We start from the raw sequence: 17,077 nt of genomic DNA on the forward strand, positions 1-17,077 counted from the left end.
GGGAAATAAATCATGAATAATAGAATATCTGTGGCGTTTCTGATGCTGTTTGCGTTGCTGCTGGTTGAGCCTACATGGGCCGCCTGCTATCGAATCACTACGACTAATACTAACTCAAGCTCTAATTATTACACCGAGCCAGGAAAAGGCACGGCGGCGAACTGGGATGGAGCTACCGATTCATCGGGTTCTGCAGGGACATTACCCACGGTAATAAATATTAATAACAGTACTTTTCAACCAAATGGGACTTTGATCGCTTCCGGCGTTGTCAACGTCTTGCAATCCGGCGCTCAGTCCTACAACAGCGACCAAATTCTATTTCGTTGTACTGCCAGCGAAGACGGCAAGTTGTATGAATACTATGCCACTAACGGTGACTCAACATATGGTGGACAAGTCGAAGTCGGTGCAAGCAACGGGTTACCGGAAAGCTATCAAACCTATGCCAGCGGAATGGCACTACGTGCAACCAATATGGTGACCGGTGAATATTACAGCCGTTACTGGAAATCCAGACCGCTAACTAATCTCGATCGTGATTCTTTGGGCTGGATTTTGGTAAAAGCCAAAGACTTCAGTGACACCAGGATTGAGCTCTTTCGACTCGACAGAAGCGCGGGAGCGGTATTTACAGGTATTTACCCACATTCACAGCCAGCCACCTACATTGCATTCCAGGGAGGAGGCTTTTCATCCGGTCTGACCATCGGCAGCGACTCAAACTCACAATATAGTGGTTGGTATAATGCCTGGCCCGGCGCTGTAAATTTGTATAACCGTATATATATCCGTCGTTCAGCGACCTGTTCGGTGACAAACGTGACGCCAACTGTCGTTTTTCCGACAATTTCTGTTTCAGAACTTTCGTCGGGCGTAACACGGCAGAAACCTATAGCTATCCGTTTTAACTGTCAAACGGGAAGTCCAGCCAATACGGGTGTTGGTGCCTTTGTCAGCGGTGTTGCCGCAAATCAGACCGCGATGGGAATTCTGGTCAATCCAGCTAACGCCGCTGCCGCTGTTTCGGAAGGCTTTGGTACGGCAGGTTCCGGCGTCAGTTATCTCCTTTCCGATAATTACAACTCTTCTCCAAATATCGCTACCGGTGTGGGCATCCAGTTTACCCGAGCCAACGGCTCGCCGCTGAATCTCCTCAGCACGCTCAGCGGAGCGGTATTAGGTGGCAATGCGGTCGGATGGTATCCGGTGCTGGATGATGCTTCCGCAGGTTCAGTGGTGAATGGAGTTACAACCTACACAAAAACAATAAACGCCACGTTTAAGGCTTTACCGGGGAAAACCATTACGCCGGGTAAGTTTAATGCAACAGCACAGGTGATCATCCAGGTACAATAATGAAAAAGCTAAGAATATATCTTCTGCATCTCCTGTTACTCGGCAATGTCTGTCAGGCAGGGATGACCATCGAGTCCTCTCGAGTGGTGTTTTCAGCGTCCGATCGAGAACGCTCGTTACTGCTGGCTAACAATAATAGTTATCCGGTGATCGTACAAACGTGGGTGGATAATGGTGACTTGAAAAATACGCCGGAAACGGTAGACAACGTTCCAGTAATTCCTTTACCTGCCGTTTTTCGTCTGGAACCACAAGAGAAAAAAAATCTCCGACTACTGGCCACTCACATACCTCAGGCAACCGATCGCGAATCATTATACTGGCTGAATATGTATGAAATCTCGCCAGTAGAGACGAAACTACCAGCCAGTTTATCAGCGGTAAAAGTTGCGGTTCGTTTGCAGCTTAAACTGTTTTTCCGCCCGGAAAACTTGTCTCCTTCACCAGATAAAGTCGTTGAAGAACAAAAGATAGAGCCACAAAGAATGCCGGGTAGACTGGCAATAAAGATAAGTAATCCAACGCCATATTTTGCAACCTATCGCTCATTAAGTCTGGTAGGAGAAAAGAGCATGCAAACAATTGATCCGGGAATGCTATCACCCTTTAGCGCCAAAATAATCAATGCAGATATTGTTTCCTTAGGTGAGCCAAAGCGAGCTACATTTGAATTGATTGATGATGATGGCAATATCGTTAAAGGCAACCGCAGCTTTTAAGTGCGCTGCTGATAAGAGAACATGATGCACGTAATGCTACGTTTACAACCAATTTATTCTGTCACAAAACGGATAATTCACGGTTATGAAGTCCTGAGTGGTCCTTTACCTGCTCAGGATTGCGAGACATTTTTTTCGTCGCTGAGTGCCGCCTCACATCAAACCCTATTGGTACAGCAGTTAAATATAATCAAACAGCGAAATGATTATTCTCGTTATTATTTAAACTTACCCGTTGCCTTATTAAGCGATATGTTTGCTATAGAACAGCTTCTGCCAGAACTACATAACAACATAATTATTGAACTACAGGATCCGGAAAATATTAGTCGCCTTTCTCCCTCGGCGGCACGTGTGTTAAATCACAACCTAAACCTGATTCGTGCTAACGATATCCCCATCTGGCTGGATGACATTGCGCCAGCGTTATTTGATGACGTTTCTTCACTTCTTTTTAAATTTGATGGGATTAAAATCGATAAACATGCGTTCTGGACTCTCAGCGAAACGCCCGAACACTTACGGCAATTTATATACGATTGCCATACGCTAACTCAAAATGTAACAGTAGAAGGTATTGAAAATATCCAGCAACAGAGAGTCGCAACTCGTTGCGGAGCAAATTTTCTACAAGGATTCTTATGGCCTGAAATTCATATACAACATCCTTATTTATTTACGTATTGTTATCCGTAATCTTCACAAATCGAGATAGGCAATACCTCTAATTTGTTGAATCTGATGAACAAGATCGTCTTTTGAGGTTTTCCCCTGCGTTTATTTTCTGCTCAAATTTATTACCATGGTCAGAACCTTAAAGGAGATGACAGATATCGATGGGTTACTGCTCTCGCGCGCTTTAGCTAACTCAGGCGTATGAGGTCCGTAAATCGGGTGTAAAAGAATAGATAACCGAACGGAGGAGCCAACGTTCGCGGCACGACCACGGCTGTTATGACCGGGACAATCGAAGGATAGGTATCTGGCCGGAAAAATATTCAACCGACACATTGTGCGTATTCACCTGTCCCCCTTGCCGACATTACGTAGTTAATGTCATACATCTTTCTTTGATAAAGTTTCAATAAAAGAATTTCTCAAATATCTATGAAAGCTATCATTTTCCATATTTTTATGCCAGTACAAATATTGCTGTAAGAATATACTTTCAGTGCCGACATAAACGCGTGATAATCCCAGCTTATTTATTGAACGGACGGTTAAAAAAGAAAAGTAATCACTTCGATTCAAAAAGTCAGCAATCGTTCTGATTGATTGTATTTTGATGAAGGGTCTAAATGGCTCACGACCAAAAACATCATTATACTTTTCCTCTAGTTTTTCCGGTAAACTTAACAAGGCTATGTATTTAAACTCATTTAATTCATCAATTGACGATAGTTTTATTTTCTTCCCTGCAAGAGGATGATGCTTCCCTACCGCGAATGAGTATTCCAGGTCGCTTACCTTTATACGCGTTAAATTATCTTCCAATACATTCACATTGCCAAAATAAAAATCAAGTTTCGCTGAAAGTAAATCATGAATGGAATTATCATCCCTCAATAAGATAGAGAAAGAGACATCGAGATCGCCACCTGATTCTTGCACACAGGCATCAAGAAACCCAATATCCTCGTAAAAATGAGTATCCGCATTAACCGATAGCACATACTCTCTTTTTAATGGAATAATTGTATTGTTGTAGTATTCGCTGATGTTGTAGAAACTTTCAATTTTCAGCACAATACTTTCAAGACTTGGAAGAAGAACTTCACTTAGGGTTGTTAAAATCATCCCTTTTTTACTTCGTACCAACAAAGGATCGTTAAAGATTTCCCTTAGTCGTGATAATTTCTGACTGACTGCTGGTGGGGTAAGGTGAAGTTGAGCCGCTACCGCCTTTACATTCTTCAACTTTAAAAGGAGATATAACACAATCAGCAAGTCGCTATTATACCTCAGTGTTTTTGGAAAGCCGCTACGATACATATGACCCCACAAGTAAAGTATACTTTTAATTAACTCAACATTTCAACAATCGAACATTGTAATTTATTTTAGCCCTCAAAAGCAGTCTTTATTGAGGGGATGAACTCTCAAACTCAGCCAAAGCGCCCTGAATAGTAGATAATGATATCCGATTCTGATGTACAAACGACACTACAATCTCTCCTTAGAGCAAGAACCAGAGCAAAAAAACAGGAAAGATAGGCCACTACAATGTCAGTTTCTCACCCAAAGCGGTCGCTATATGTCATTCATCTGTGCTTCTCTCGAACATGACAAGTTGTTTCACGCGGGAACACTCTGGCTATAGAATATCTATCCTCAACGACCGGTAAGGGCAAGACATGGATATTGTAAAAATTAAAGAGCGTTTGAGCTTCCTTCAGGAGGCAGAAAAACTCAAAAGTGTGCTTCGTAGTGCGCATACCTCTACCGGTAGAACGGAGAGCACGGCCGAGCACTCGTGGCGCCTGAGCCTGATGGCCATGATCTTTGAGGATGAATTAGCAGGGGTAGATATGCTCAGAGTTCTCAAGATGTGTCTCGTTCACGATCTGGGAGAAGCAATCCATGGTGATATTCCCGCTGTCGAGCGGGATCTGCACCCGGATAAGGGAGAACAGGAGAAAGACGCGCTGTTGCATCTCACTCGTGCGCTTGGTGAAAAGCAACGGGAGGAAATTCTGTCACTCTGGCAGGAATACGAATGTGCCGCTTCACCGGAAGCCAGAGCCGTCAAGGCACTCGACAAACTCGAAACGATCCTCCAGCACAACCAGGGGATTAATCCGCCAGACTTCAATTATGCATTTAATCTTACTTATGGTCAGGAGTACACCAGCACGCATCCCTTGTTCATGCAGCTGCGCGAAATTCTCAATGAGGATACGCGCCAAAAAATTACCGGGCGCGCACAACAGTGATCTTCCTGAAGGCGGCTGCGCGAGATGCCATCATTGGCAGGCCAGTCGTTTTCACTTTATCCAATCCAACCTGGTTCGAAATATAAAGTCTTTTCTCATGAACAGTCCGAGGGGTATCTGCACAAAATTGCAGAATTCAACCGGGCGGTAGTAAAGCGCTCCTTAATCAAGGAGTAATGTACGCAACTTTAGTTCCAACAAGTGCATCAAATCTAGCCCAAAAAAGATATCTCACAGCCCCCATTAAAATGAACGCTGGAATGACATTCGCGCGCCGGGATGTGCAGTGGTAGCATGCGTACGTGCAATACTCTTTTGAACACTATTTTTTGTTCTTATATAAATAAAAGACAATAAGTACTGGGAGGCAATAGATTATTGCCGTATCGAAAATGAAACTTCTCACCAATAATAACCAATTCATATATCACCATTGAGGAAACATAAAGCATCCCCCAAAAAAACAAAAGACATAGAATGAGACACACCATCCAGACTATCTCATTTAACCATTCATCTTTCATTCTCAACTTCCATTCACATGACTTCTTAGACATCGCAGCATATTCACGAAAACAAAAAAAAAAACTAAAATAATCAGGATAATTTTGATTGCTAGGCTCATGGCATCCTTTTCAGGCGTCACTAATTAAATAAATCACTCCATTATGAAGCACTGGCCTTGATTAGGGTTAAAGTGTAATAAGAAAATCATTATTCTCTACTATTTAATAAATAAACCACAAAAAGCAACTATTCAATAACTTAGTTTCGAATATTGATTTATCTTCACGACAGTTATTAACGAAATTTCTTAGTCGTAATAACGTCCTAAAATCGATTTAGTTAATATCTGTATTTTTGTTAAAGGTATAGTTATTGCTATCACTGATTTTAGAAGCGTTAGCCATACGGGGATCATATTGTCAGATTCCGTTAGATGACTTATTGAATAATGGCATCCTATTGGGCATAAAGTCGCAACTACACTTAATACTATTGGTTATAATATGATTTCATTAATTATGATTTTTACACACAGTATATAACGTTGATTTACACGTGGCAGGTACCAGTACAAGTCACTACAGTCACATGATTTCATTTCGCTGATACACGGCTCCCTTTCTCAGACAGAGCTGGCAGTACTCTGTTGTATTTTATGTGGTCCAGCACCAGTTCGTTAAAGTTCCTGAGCCCAGCACGCTTCACAGCCAATATCCGATAGCGGCTAACAGCCTGCACCGTCAGATTCATCCTTTCAGCTACCTGCGATGTAGGATAGCCATGCAGAAGCAACGCCAGAACCTGCTGTTCAGTAATGGAAGCGCATTTTCGTTTCCATTCTTTAGCAGGACGAAAACGGTTTGTCTCACGAGCTCTCAGTGCCCGCAACATCTGCTGTTTTAACGCTGCTGGTTGTATTTTTTTACTGACGACCAGGTCCGCACCAGCATGTATACTGGGCGACACGTCTAAAACCGACCGGACCAATGATACAATAAAAAACGTTTTCCGGCAGGCAGGATTGACTCGTAGTGGTGTAGCCGCATCCCCGTCCGTGAACATCACACACATAGTGTCCCGCCCTGGCTGTAAACGCCTGAACTCATCATTCAGTTCATCCACCAGGGCGCTGAACGTGATATTGCTGTACAAACAAAATGTGTTTGGGACTATCTTTGTCATCGGCTTACCCTTGCGTCTGTATCCTTTGTCATGTTCTCCAGCACTATTGCGTGTTGTCATACCATTTCATCACGCGTTCTACTTTGGCAGTCAATCACTGTAGTCGTTGCAACATTGTGGCAGGAGTATATATATTTCACATTACTAGAACATTTTCAGAGTTAACGACTCTACCACTGTCAGGATCATGATTATTTTAAATAGTATTAAATTTGTAATGTAAGTACCAAAATCTCATGATTTTCTGTAATCAGTCAAGGTGTCAGATCTTTTTTAAAAATCCAATAATCAGTAGGTAAAAAAAGACAATGATAAAACGTGTAGCACGCTGATGCTGCCAATGTATATATTGACTTATTGATTAAATTGCAAAGTTATTTCGGGGAACTTAAATGCCATCAATTAAAAATGACATATAAATATGAAAAACAATTATTCTAACGACCTCCAACCCCGACTCTATATAATCGAAATAGACTTTTCCCTGGTGTCCGCGATGCCCGGATTGAATATAAAAAAAGTGTCGCAATGATTTTATCTTCAGTGATCATCACAGTGATAAACAACGAGACCAATATTAAAATATTATAAATTTTTCCTCGCCATCAATGGCTCGTATTATCATTAAGTTTTGTGTTGGAATTATATCCTTTAAATTATTTATGAATATATAAGATTCATCACATTTAAACTAGGCAAAATCTCATTTCGTATCACCAAAATATTTAAACGTTTCGTTTTGTGACTCGTGTTAAATAACCACCTTCTATAAATAGTTTGATTGCAGAATCAGTCTGGTGATAAATCAAGGCACTTTGCCTTTCAGAAACTTTACAAACGGGTTATCTGTCAGTTTTCAGGAAGGAAAAGTACATCGTGATTACATTGTTCATATGCCCATTTATCCAGACTGATCTGAGATAAACTCGCTGCCGTTTTCTGTCTTAAGACATACCAGCAGGCACTTATCCTGCATTCTCAGCGCTTTTATTGCGCTGACAACGTCCTCAGTCTTCAATGATATTTTGGCATGGAACGCCTGACATTTCTGATTAAAATTATTCTCTACAGTCAGTGCATGGAAACGGTTTCCGTTAACCAGACTATCCGACACAAAATCCATACTCCAGCACTGCTCAATGTGTGTCAGGGGTGGATATCGAGATGCTTTCCCCCACGCCGTCAAATATCTACTTCCAGTTAAGACAGAATGGTCAAAGATCATGGCGTTGACATGGGTAAGAGGCCGTCACAACGGTATCTGGCCTGTGAGGGACCTGCCAGCCTCATATTCACGGACGCAGGTCAAGCGCCAAAGGCAATACTGCAAAGGGTCTGTCTGCGCTGCTCCACTGAACGCGAGGATATACACATCATGAAATCACCGGTTAGTATTTGTATCGTGAAAAAATCACATATTAAACGAGATCATCTTTCTCACAGAACCGACCTCGGGCTAAGTACTGCCTGGCTTTGCCACCTTCGACTGGTAACCATCCTCAGTAATCACCAGCTATTTTCATGCCGCAATTAACCACTGAAACCGCTCTCAATATCTGAACGATTGGCTGCAGGGCAACATCTGTTGCAACAGCAGGATCATTTTCGATAACAATGAAGACAACACAGATTCAGCTGTACTGTTGTCGTCAAATGAACAAGCTCTCTGGGAAGTCGGAATGCTAAGTCTGATGAATTCTCATGCCCTCCAGTGCAATCCGGACGGCAATGGCATACTGGGTATTCATAATGGAAACGGATAAAAAACAAAAAACCCAAGTCGCATAACGACTTGGGTTTCGAATTTGGCGGAAGCGTAGAGATTCGAACTCTAGAACCCTTTCGGGTCGCCGGTTTTCAAGACCGGTGCCTTCAACCACTCGGCCACGCTTCCAATGAGGCGCACTATAAACATCCCGAACGGACCTGTAAAGCACCAATGTGTTCGTTTGCCTGAAAAACAGCCAAAATGCTGTCAATTGACTTAAATAACAACAAATTGACCGTTTATTCAGCACAAATACGGGCTCCAGCGCTTAAAGTTTTTTGATGTACATATCTTTGGTGTAGTAGTTTCCGCGGTTATCCGGTGCGAATCCCCCCACCCACGGCTTCACCAGATGCGTGCGAACATAGTGGTAAACCGGAATCGCTGGCATATCTGCCCCTAAAAGGTCTTCAGCCTGCTGGTAATATTTGCCTCGCTCCTGGAGCGAAGTTGCTTTCGCTGCATTACGCATCGCTTCATCAAAGGCGGGATTGCTGTAGCCGGTGGTGTTTTCGCTATCTCCGGTACGGAAGATGTTGAGGAAACTTGAAGCATCATCATAGTCAGCGATCCACGCGTAACGTACGACGTCAAAATTACCGGTATGCATGGTGTCCAGCATGGTTTTCCATTCCTGATTTTGCAGCTTCGCCTCTACGCCGAGGTTTTTCTTCCACATTGATGATGCGGCAATAGCAATACGCTGATGGGTTTCAAACGTGTTATAGAGCAGATTTAAACTAAGCGGATGCTCGGGGCCAAAACCGGCTTCAGCCAGCAGCTTCTTCGCTTCAGTGATACGTTTTTCAAGCGGCCACGACGCATATTCCGGCGCATGCAGTTGTACTCCCCCTATTTCCGGCTGGCTGATAAGCCACGCCGCGCGTTGCCCCTGCCCCATTACCTTTTGTGCAATGATGTCTTTATCTAACGTCATATTCAGCGCACGACGCACGCGCGGGTCATTAAACGGCGCTCGGGTCGTATTGAACTGATAGTAATAGGTTGAAAGCTGAGGTGAGACATGAAGTTCATCACCCATCGTCTTTTTCAGCTGCGCGAATTGATTGACCGGTACGCTATACACGATGTCAATTTCACCGGCCTTATAGCGGTTAACGTCAGCAGACTCTGAACTGATAGGCAAATAGGTAACCTTATTAATGACCGTGTGCTGATCGTCCCAGTAATGTGGGTTACGCTCGGCAACAATGCGCTCATTGACCACCCACTGCGACAATTTGTACGGTCCGCTACTGACAAAATGTTCTGGTCGGGTCCACTTATCGCCAAAGCGGCCTATCAGCACTTTATCCAGTGGAACCAGAGACGGGTGCGCCAGCATCGCCAGAAACGCCGCCGTCGGCTGCGTAAGAGTAATTTCCAGCGTGCTATCATCGAGGGCTTTGACTCCTAGCATGGCAGGATCTTTTTTCCCTTGAGCAATATCGACGGCGTTCGCAACATGCATATTGCCCAGATACGAAGAATAAGGGGAAGCCGTTTGTACAGAGACCAGACGCTGCCAGCTCCAGACAACATCCTGCGCGGTAATAGCTGACCCATCTGACCAGGTTATGCCCGGACGCAAATGAAAGGTCCACACGGTGTTGTCTTTGTTCTCCCAGGACGCGGCAAGACGGGGTTCAATAGAGCCATCCGGCTTAACTGCCACCAGCCCGTCGAACATATCACTGATTAAATTAAACTCAACGTTGCTTTCGACTTTATGCGGATCCAGCGACGCTGGCTCACTGCCGTTGTTCCTGACCAGCTCCTGTTTTTCTGCAAGTAGTGTACCTGCAGGCACATTTGCCGCCCTCGTCACGCCGTTGATAGACATCAAACAGACAGCCAACAGCGTAAACGTCAATATCTTCGATTTGTGTTGAATCATTCCCTTTACCTTATCGCTCTGTTTTTGTAGACACCTCAGTCACTGTCAGAGAGATTCGGGAATAACGCAATATTTTTCAGTTACCTGGCAGAGGTGGATCTGACATTTTTTCACATACAGTGCTAACATCTGATTAGGGAGCTTTTGTTGAAATAATATGCTTAAGCCTGGCGGGTTAAAATGCGTAAAGATGGGTAAAACCGCTGTGTCATTCCCCTTGATTTCATTATCCTTCATCATTAATTACATCTGTCATAAGAGAGTGACTCATGGATCGTATTATTAGTTCTTCACGCGATCGTACATCGCTACTCAGCACACATAAGGTGCTGCGCAATACCTATTTCCTGCTCAGCCTTACGCTGGCGTTTTCAGCGCTCACGGCGACCGCCAGTACCGTACTGATGTTGCCTTCTCCGGGACTTATCTTGACGCTGGTGGGTATGTATGGTCTGATGTTCCTGACCTATAAAACGGCGGATAAACCGGTCGGTATTCTGTCCGCTTTCGCTTTCACCGGTTTCCTGGGCTACATTCTGGGACCGATACTGAACACTTACCTGTCTGCAGGCATGGGTGATGTTATCGCCATGGCTTTGGGCGGTACGGCGCTGGTCTTCTTCAGCTGCTCGGCCTATGTGCTGACCACGCGTAAAGATATGTCCTTCCTCGGCGGTATGCTGATGGCAGGTATCGTGGTGGTGCTGATTGGTATGGTTGCGAATATCTTCCTGCAGCTGCCGGCGTTACATTTGGCGATCAGCGCGGTGTTTATCCTGATTTCTTCAGGCGCAATCCTGTTTGAAACCAGCAATATCATCCGTGGCGGTGAAACCAACTACATCCGTGCCACCGTTAGCCTGTACGTTTCGCTGTACAACATCTTCGTCAGCCTGCTGAGCATTCTGGGCTTCGCCAGCCGCGATTAAGGTGTCAACACGCATTATCCAGCCCCGCTTATGCGGGGCTTTCTTTTTTGGTAAACTGCCGCCAGTTTGACTAACGCAGTGACAAATTATGTTGATCTTTGAAGGTAAAGAAATCAGTACCGATAGCGAAGGCTATCTAAAAGATACTACCGAATGGAGCGAGCCGCTGGCGGCTGCCATTGCCGAAAACGAAGGTATTACGCTGTCCGCGGAACACTGGGAAGTTGTGCGTTTTGTTCGCGAGTTTTATCTGGAGTTTAATACCTCCCCCGCTATACGCATGCTGGTAAAAGCGATGGCCAACAAGTTTGGCGAAGAGAAAGGCAACAGCCGTTATCTCTACTGCCTGTTTCCGAAAGGTCCGGCTAAGCAGGCGACTAAAATTGCCGGCCTGCCGAAACCGGTGAAATGCATTTAATAGCGGATACTAAATCCTTTTAGCTCGTCGCCAGGGCGGTGCGGTTCGCTGAGGATCCGGTCAACTCTGGCGCTACGCGGTCCTCCGGCTTTCAACCACTTCATCAGTTGTTCCACCTGCTCACTTTCGCCACAGGCAACAACCTCTACGCTGCCATCATCCATATTCTTTGCGTAGCCGGTCAGTCCGAGGCGTTGCGCTTCATGCTGGGTGGTGTAGCGAAATCCTACCCCCTGAACCCGGCCATAAACCCAGGCGATGATGCAGACTTTCGACATGGCGGTTCTCCTTATCAACATAAATGAAGAAACAGTTCCCGATGCCTCAACGCACCTGCTTCGGCAGGCATCCATAATGCTGGCGAAATCTTGCGGTAAACCGTGAACCTGACAGATAACCACAGCGTAACGCAATTTCACCAATCGGCAGCGTGGTCGATTGCAGCTGAGAGAGTGCGCAGGACATACGCACTTCCTCTACGATTTGCCGATAACTCTGCGACTCCATCTGCAATCGTCTGCGTAGCGTTGAGGTACCGATGGAAAGATGACCGGCAATTTCCTGAGCTGTCCATAGCTTAGCAGGGGATAACATAATAAGTTGTCGCACCTGTTCGGTTAGATTAAATCGACGCTCGATAAGCAGTGGTCCCGCCACACCATCGTGCAGTAACGCCAGCAATAATCCCATCGCCTGATGCTCCTGCAATTTTGCCGGTAAATTCTGGCGTACTGCATCCAGCAAGCTTTCCCACATAAATGCCAAACCGCTGCTCATGGGCGTGCAGAGCGATGTCAACTTTGCCGGTGGGAAATCCTCGACCCAGTTATTTTTAAACGCGGTAATGATATTTGTCGACAGCAACAGCAAATCCGAGCGAAATGCCCCCTGCTCCGGCTGATTAATAATCTCCAGAGGCGTATTGGCTGGGATGATAATCAGCTCGCCCGGCCCCGCAACCAGGCGGTTTTCGTCCTGAATAATGACCTTACTTCCCTGCGTAATGTGGCAAATAGCAGCAGAAAACAGTTTTACCCGGTGCAGGCGGTGCAAATGGCCGGAACGCACCTCTGCGGTGGTAAGGTTGTTATGGCGAAAATGTACATCCTGCACCCGTTCATCCTCTTTTATCTTGCGTACGTCGCGGTTAATTCAGCTTTGGCAATCACATGGCTGTTCAGCATAAAACCGACCAGCGCGCCGCTGGCATTACTGTCAATTGGCAACGCGTCGGTATTTAACGCCCACACGGTAAACTGATAGCGGTGAGGTTTATCGCCCGGCGGCGGGCAGGCGCCCCCAAATCCAGCATAACCGAAATCATTACGTCCCTGAACAGCTCCTGCGGGTATCTTATTCGTGCTGGCCCCGCCAGGAAGCGAATGCACCTGTGCCGGAATATTCACGATGGTCCAGTGCCACCAGCCGCTTCCCGTTGGCGCATCGGGATCAAACAGCGTAATGGCAAAACTTTTGGCATCAGTTGGCGGATTTTGCCAGCTCAGCTGCGGGGAGATATTGTCACCACTGCAGCCAAACCCCTTAAACACCTGTTTTTGCGTTAATTGCAGGTTAGCGGGTATGTCGGTGCTGGTGAGGCGAAACGCCGAGGCTGCAGAGGCATCAAAACTCAGCGCGACAATGGCGGCGGTAGCCAGAGAGAAGATAGCTTTCATTGTATTTCCTTTTTCTCATTAAGAAATAGCAATGTAAACGGTGGGCATAAAAGAAACTGTGCCTCTGCGATAGCGTTTTGTGCCGAAACGCTCAGCGCCATGCGCTGATGATTGACCTCATCATCTGTGCTACTCTACGCGCCATTTTATTTTAATGGTTTCAGGCTGGTATTTTACTCCAGCCCGCGTCACTGTTTGTGAGAGGTTGCTCCGCATGACTGAATCTACAACTCTACATTATCCTCGTTTAGTGTTAGCCAAAGGGCGCGAAAAGTCCTTAGTTCGCCGCCATCCGTGGGTATTTTCCGGTGCTGTCGCCCGTATGGAAGGCAAAGCCAACCTTGGTGAAACTGTTGATATTGTTGATCACCAGGGTAAATGGTTAGCGCGCGGCGCGTTCTCACCTGCGTCACAGATCCGCGCGCGCGTCTGGACCTTTGACAAGTCTGAATCCATCGATATTGATTTCTTCACTCGTCGTCTGCAGAAAGCACAGACATGGCGTGACTGGCTGGCAAGCAAAGATGGCCTGGACAGCTACCGTCTGATCGCTGGCGAATCTGATGGCTTGCCAGGCATCACTATTGACCGCTTTGGTAACTTTCTGGTATTGCAGTTGCTCAGCGCTGGTGCTGAATATCAACGTGCGGCGCTGATCAGCGCCTTGCAAATTGTTTTCCCGGACTGCGCAATTTATGACCGTAGCGATGTCGCTGTGCGCAAAAAAGAAGGTATGGAGCTGACCCAAGGGCCTGTAACAGGCGAATTGCCGCCTGCTCTGCTGCCGATTGAAGAGCACGGCATGAAGCTACTGGTTGATATTCAGCACGGTCACAAAACTGGCTATTACCTCGATCAACGCGACAGTCGCCTGGCCACGCGTCGTTACGTGGAAAACAAACGTGTCCTGAACTGTTTCTCTTATACCGGCGGCTTTGCTGTCTCAGCATTAATGGGTGGATGCCGTCAGGTAGTCAGCGTCGACACCTCCCAAGAGGCGCTTGATATTGCCCGCCAGAACGTGGAACTGAACAAACTGGATCTGAACAAAGCCGAGTTCGTGCGTGATGACGTGTTCAAACTGCTGCGCGCCTATCGCGATCGCGGTGAGAAATTTGATGTCATCGTCATGGATCCGCCTAAATTTGTCGAAAACAAAAGCCAGTTGATGGGTGCCTGCCGCGGTTATAAAGACATTAATATGCTGGCGATTCAATTACTCAATCCGGGCGGCGTACTTCTGACTTTCTCCTGTTCCGGGCTGATGACCACCGATTTATTTCAGAAAATCATCGCTGATGCCGCAATAGATGCTGGTCGTGATGTACAATTTATAGAGCAGTTCCGTCAGGCCGCCGATCACCCGGTGATCGCTACCTACCCGGAAGGGCTGTATCTGAAAGGGTTTGCCTGTCGCATCATGTAACTTGAAAAGTGGAATATTACCCTTACATAGAGGGTATCTATTTCCCGGGAGGTGACTATGATTGCCAGCAAATTCGGTATCGGCCAGCAGGTCCGCCATTCCCTGTTAGGTTACCTCGGAGTGGTCGTGGATATCGACCCGGAATATTCGCTTGATGAGCCGTCAGCCGATGAGTTGGCGGTTAACGACGAACTTCGCGCCGCTCCCTGGTATCACGTGGTGATGGAAGACGATAATGGCCTGCCCGTACATACGTATCTGGCCGAAGCACAGCTGAGTAGCGAGCTACAGGAAGAACATCCGGAGCAACCGTCAATGGATGAACTGGCGCGAACAATCCGTAAACAGCTTCAGGCTCCACGCCTGCGTAACTGATCGCGTTTACCCGGCCTACAACGATATCTGTCGTAGGCCGGATTCGTATCCAATCATCCGCACGAATTTACTTCGCCAACCCCAAACGCGGGATCTCAATCGCCGGACAGCGATCCATTACCACCATCAGCCCTGCGTCACGCGCCAACACGGCCGCCTGCTCGTTAATCACGCCAAGCTGCATCCACAGTGTCTTCGCACCGATGGCGATAGCTTCCTGAGCAACGCCCCACGCCGCTTCTGAATTACGAAAGACATCAACCATATCCACTTTCTCAGGCACATCCGCCAGCGTCGCATAGCCCTGTTGTCCCAGCAGCGTTTTCCCGGCAACCTTCGGCGAAACAGGGATAACGTGATAGCCCTGGTCAAGTAAATATTTCATGACCCGATAGCTTGGGCGATCGGGTTTATCACTTGCTCCCACCAGTGCAATCGTGCGGGTCGTTGTCAAAATGCCAGCAATATCGGTCTCTTTCATCGTTTTCCTCCAGGCTGTTTAGCAAAGTGTACGACAAACCTGAGCACGCAACCATTTATCCCATACTGGCGTATGAGAGCTAAACTCAAAAATATGTCTATATGTTAGTAAACATGATTATCGAAAAATTTAGATACATCTTATACAGATAATTTCTGGTCAGGAGAAACCTATGAAAACCGGCATTGTGACAGCCTTAATAGCCCTGTGTTTGCCGGTAACCGTTTTTGCTACCTCTTTACGTCTGTCAAATGATATTGACCTGCTGGTGCTCGACGGAAAAAAAGTCTCCAGCTCATTACTACGTGGTGCCGACAGTATTGAGCTGGAAAATGGTCGGCACCAGCTCGTGTTTCGCGTAGAAAAATCCATTCGTCTGTCCAGCCACGAAGAACGTCTCTATATCTCATCCCCGCTGGTCATAAGCTTTGATACCCAACTCGTCAGTCAGGTTAATTTTCACCTCCCGCGTCTGAACAATGAGCTGGATGCCGCTCGTTTCGATGAGGTTCCCCGCGTGGAACTGCTGGATGGGGACTCTATGCCTATCCCCGTCAAGCTGGATATTCTGTCCATCACCTCCACGGCGAAAACCGTGGATTATGAAATGGAAACAGAACGCTATAACAAAGCGGCTAAACATGCTTCGTTGCCACAATTCGCCACAATGATGGCCGATGACAGCTCTCTGCTATCCGGGGTTTCTGAACTGGATCGCGTGCCGCCTCAGTCGCAAACGCTGACCGAACAGCGCTTAAAATATTGGTTCCAACAGGCTGACGCGCAAACGCGAAGTAACTTTTTGCAATGGGCCCAAAAACAACCTCCTTCATGACATTTATCTTCGCATCGCATTTTTTTGGTCTTTCTCTTGCAGCGTCAAGCGCTTCCAGTACTCTGTAACCAGGTTAACTTGGGAGCTGTACTATGGAATTAACGACTCGCACATTGCCAGCGCGTAAGCATATTGCGTTGGTTGCACACGATCACTGTAAAAAGATGTTGATGAGCTGGGTGGAACGCCACCAACCCTTGCTGGAAAAGCATGTTCTGTATGCCACCGGGACGACAGGAAACTTAATCCAACGCGCGACCGGAATGGACGTCAACGCCATGCTGAGCGGCCCAATGGGCGGTGACCAGCAGGTGGGCGCGCTCATTTCAGAAGGGAAAATTGATGTGCTGATCTTCTTCTGGGATCCGCTCAACGCCGTACCACACGATCCGGATGTCAAAGCCCTGCTGCGTCTGGCGACGGTATGGAATATCCCGGTCGCCACCAACGTGTCGACGGCCGATTTTATTATTCAGTCGCCAAACTTCAACGATGCTGCGGACATCTTGATCCCAGATTACGCCCGCTATCTTGCAGAACGCCTCAAATGATCCCAAGCAGGTGGCTACCGC

Annotated in this window: 17 protein-coding genes, 1 tRNA gene and 1 pseudogene; 11 read left to right on the plus strand and 8 right to left on the minus strand. The window is 46.6% G+C overall.

Annotated elements, in window-relative coordinates; all coding sequences use genetic code 11:
• The first annotated feature begins 12 nt into the window (after positions 1–12).
• The 3 genes from ACU8YC_RS08185 to ACU8YC_RS08195 are packed head-to-tail and all read left to right on the plus strand — an operon-like array spanning position 13 to position 2,774.
• On the plus strand, positions 13–1,359 hold the full coding sequence (locus ACU8YC_RS08185; protein WP_210904910.1) for a fimbrial protein: 1,347 nt from the start codon (positions 13–15) through the stop codon (positions 1,357–1,359).
• Positions 1,359–2,078 carry a fimbrial biogenesis chaperone gene (locus ACU8YC_RS08190; protein WP_187259697.1) on the plus strand — a complete coding sequence of 240 codons (720 nt, stop codon included), beginning with the start codon at positions 1,359–1,361 and terminating at the stop codon, positions 2,076–2,078. The genes ACU8YC_RS08185 and ACU8YC_RS08190 overlap by 1 nt, the downstream gene beginning before the upstream one ends.
• Before the next feature lie 33 nt (positions 2,079–2,111).
• Positions 2,112–2,774, plus strand: coding sequence for an EAL domain-containing protein (locus tag ACU8YC_RS08195; protein ID WP_210904909.1), 663 nt, complete (start codon positions 2,112–2,114; stop codon positions 2,772–2,774).
• A 360-nt stretch (positions 2,775–3,134) separates the two neighbouring features.
• On the opposite strand, the gene ACU8YC_RS08200 is transcribed toward ACU8YC_RS08195, so the two are convergent.
• Entirely contained in the window at positions 3,135–4,070 is a 936-nt protein-coding gene (locus ACU8YC_RS08200; RefSeq protein ID WP_151217963.1) for a LysR family transcriptional regulator, read from the minus strand.
• A 362-nt stretch (positions 4,071–4,432) separates the two neighbouring features.
• On the opposite strand from ACU8YC_RS08200, the gene ACU8YC_RS08205 reads away from it, so the two are divergent.
• Positions 4,433–5,011: an HD domain-containing protein gene (locus ACU8YC_RS08205; protein ID WP_151217962.1), complete on the plus strand. Its 579-nt coding sequence runs from the start codon at positions 4,433–4,435 to the stop codon at positions 5,009–5,011.
• A 1,101-nt stretch (positions 5,012–6,112) separates the two neighbouring features.
• On the opposite strand, the gene ACU8YC_RS08210 is transcribed toward ACU8YC_RS08205, so the two are convergent.
• Complete coding sequence (locus tag ACU8YC_RS08210) at positions 6,113–6,700, minus strand: hypothetical protein (protein WP_446895200.1); 588 nt, start codon at positions 6,698–6,700, stop codon at positions 6,113–6,115.
• Positions 6,701–8,221: 1,521 nt separating this feature from the next.
• On the opposite strand from ACU8YC_RS08210, the pseudogene ACU8YC_RS08215 reads away from it, so the two are divergent.
• Positions 8,222–8,463, plus strand: a pseudogene (locus ACU8YC_RS08215) (hypothetical protein).
• Positions 8,464–8,506: 43 nt separating this feature from the next.
• Here the strand turns inward: ACU8YC_RS08215 and ACU8YC_RS08220 are convergent.
• Positions 8,507–8,594, minus strand: a tRNA-Ser gene (locus ACU8YC_RS08220).
• A gap of 142 nt (positions 8,595–8,736) precedes the next feature.
• A complete protein-coding gene (locus ACU8YC_RS08225; RefSeq protein ID WP_446895201.1) occupies positions 8,737–10,365 on the minus strand; it encodes an ABC transporter substrate-binding protein in 1,629 nt (542 codons plus the stop codon).
• A gap of 269 nt (positions 10,366–10,634) precedes the next feature.
• Between ACU8YC_RS08225 and yccA the strand changes: the two genes are divergently transcribed.
• Positions 10,635–11,294, plus strand: a complete 660-nt coding sequence (gene yccA, locus ACU8YC_RS08230; protein WP_016152501.1) for an FtsH protease modulator YccA — start codon at positions 10,635–10,637, stop codon at positions 11,292–11,294.
• 88 nt (positions 11,295–11,382) lie between these two features.
• Entirely contained in the window at positions 11,383–11,712 is a 330-nt protein-coding gene (tusE, locus tag ACU8YC_RS08235) for a sulfurtransferase TusE (protein ID WP_446895202.1), read from the plus strand.
• Here the strand turns inward: tusE and yccX are convergent.
• Genes yccX through ACU8YC_RS08250 form a run of 3 tightly spaced genes read right to left on the minus strand, consistent with a single transcriptional unit; the run spans position 11,709 to position 13,388 of the window.
• Positions 11,709–11,990 (minus strand): acylphosphatase, encoded by a 282-nt coding sequence (gene yccX / locus ACU8YC_RS08240; RefSeq protein ID WP_151217958.1) that lies wholly within the window; start codon positions 11,988–11,990, stop codon positions 11,709–11,711. The two genes, tusE and yccX, sit on opposite strands and share 4 nt — an antisense overlap.
• Positions 11,991–12,036: 46 nt before the next feature.
• Positions 12,037–12,825 (minus strand): helix-turn-helix domain-containing protein, encoded by a 789-nt coding sequence (locus ACU8YC_RS08245; protein WP_151217957.1) that lies wholly within the window; start codon positions 12,823–12,825, stop codon positions 12,037–12,039.
• Positions 12,826–12,839: 14 nt separating this feature from the next.
• On the minus strand, positions 12,840–13,388 hold the full coding sequence (locus ACU8YC_RS08250; protein ID WP_187252698.1) for a YbhB/YbcL family Raf kinase inhibitor-like protein: 549 nt from the start codon (positions 13,386–13,388) through the stop codon (positions 12,840–12,842).
• Between the two features lie 214 nt (positions 13,389–13,602).
• Here ACU8YC_RS08250 and rlmI point away from each other — a divergent pair, with 214 nt between their 5' ends.
• Together rlmI and hspQ are read left to right on the plus strand one after the other, a co-directional pair.
• Positions 13,603–14,814, plus strand: coding sequence for a 23S rRNA (cytosine(1962)-C(5))-methyltransferase RlmI (gene rlmI, locus ACU8YC_RS08255; RefSeq protein WP_286545175.1), 1,212 nt, complete (start codon positions 13,603–13,605; stop codon positions 14,812–14,814).
• Between the two features lie 57 nt (positions 14,815–14,871).
• Entirely contained in the window at positions 14,872–15,189 is a 318-nt protein-coding gene (gene hspQ, locus ACU8YC_RS08260) for a heat shock protein HspQ (protein ID WP_043015794.1), read from the plus strand.
• A 67-nt stretch (positions 15,190–15,256) separates the two neighbouring features.
• Here the strand turns inward: hspQ and ACU8YC_RS08265 are convergent, their stop codons facing one another.
• Positions 15,257–15,670: a CoA-binding protein gene (locus ACU8YC_RS08265; RefSeq protein ID WP_151217954.1), complete on the minus strand. Its 414-nt coding sequence runs from the start codon at positions 15,668–15,670 to the stop codon at positions 15,257–15,259.
• A gap of 172 nt (positions 15,671–15,842) precedes the next feature.
• Between ACU8YC_RS08265 and csgI the strand changes: the two genes are divergently transcribed.
• Complete coding sequence (gene csgI, locus ACU8YC_RS08270; RefSeq protein ID WP_151217953.1) at positions 15,843–16,505, plus strand: curli synthesis inhibitor; 663 nt, start codon at positions 15,843–15,845, stop codon at positions 16,503–16,505.
• A 92-nt stretch (positions 16,506–16,597) separates the two neighbouring features.
• Complete coding sequence (gene mgsA / locus ACU8YC_RS08275) at positions 16,598–17,056, plus strand: methylglyoxal synthase (RefSeq protein ID WP_114682373.1); 459 nt, start codon at positions 16,598–16,600, stop codon at positions 17,054–17,056.
• The last annotated feature ends 21 nt before the right edge of the window (positions 17,057–17,077 follow it).

The organism is Citrobacter sp. VF227 (assembly GCF_052950715.1).

Bases quoted from the DNA above. Each gene is read 5' to 3' on its own strand.
- ACU8YC_RS08185 (WP_210904910.1), top strand. From the start codon at position 13: ATGAATAATAGAATATCTGTGGCGTTTCTGATGCTGTTTGCGTTGCTG.
- ACU8YC_RS08190 (WP_187259697.1), top strand. From the start codon at position 1,359: ATGAAAAAGCTAAGAATATATCTTCTGCATCTCCTGTTACTCGGCAAT.
- ACU8YC_RS08225 (WP_446895201.1), bottom strand. From the start codon at position 10,365: ATGATTCAACACAAATCGAAGATATTGACGTTTACGCTGTTGGCTGTC.
- ACU8YC_RS08195 (WP_210904909.1), top strand. From the start codon at position 2,112: ATGCTACGTTTACAACCAATTTATTCTGTCACAAAACGGATAATTCAC.
- ACU8YC_RS08250 (WP_187252698.1), bottom strand. From the start codon at position 13,388: ATGAAAGCTATCTTCTCTCTGGCTACCGCCGCCATTGTCGCGCTGAGT.
- ACU8YC_RS08205 (WP_151217962.1), top strand. From the start codon at position 4,433: ATGGATATTGTAAAAATTAAAGAGCGTTTGAGCTTCCTTCAGGAGGCA.
- hspQ (WP_043015794.1), top strand. From the start codon at position 14,872: ATGATTGCCAGCAAATTCGGTATCGGCCAGCAGGTCCGCCATTCCCTG.
- yccA (WP_016152501.1), top strand. From the start codon at position 10,635: ATGGATCGTATTATTAGTTCTTCACGCGATCGTACATCGCTACTCAGC.
- yccX (WP_151217958.1), bottom strand. From the start codon at position 11,990: ATGTCGAAAGTCTGCATCATCGCCTGGGTTTATGGCCGGGTTCAGGGG.
- ACU8YC_RS08210 (WP_446895200.1), bottom strand. From the start codon at position 6,700: ATGACAAAGATAGTCCCAAACACATTTTGTTTGTACAGCAATATCACG.
- mgsA (WP_114682373.1), top strand. From the start codon at position 16,598: ATGGAATTAACGACTCGCACATTGCCAGCGCGTAAGCATATTGCGTTG.
- csgI (WP_151217953.1), top strand. From the start codon at position 15,843: ATGAAAACCGGCATTGTGACAGCCTTAATAGCCCTGTGTTTGCCGGTA.
- ACU8YC_RS08200 (WP_151217963.1), bottom strand. From the start codon at position 4,070: ATGTATCGTAGCGGCTTTCCAAAAACACTGAGGTATAATAGCGACTTG.
- rlmI (WP_286545175.1), top strand. From the start codon at position 13,603: ATGACTGAATCTACAACTCTACATTATCCTCGTTTAGTGTTAGCCAAA.
- ACU8YC_RS08265 (WP_151217954.1), bottom strand. From the start codon at position 15,670: ATGAAAGAGACCGATATTGCTGGCATTTTGACAACGACCCGCACGATT.
- tusE (WP_446895202.1), top strand. From the start codon at position 11,383: ATGTTGATCTTTGAAGGTAAAGAAATCAGTACCGATAGCGAAGGCTAT.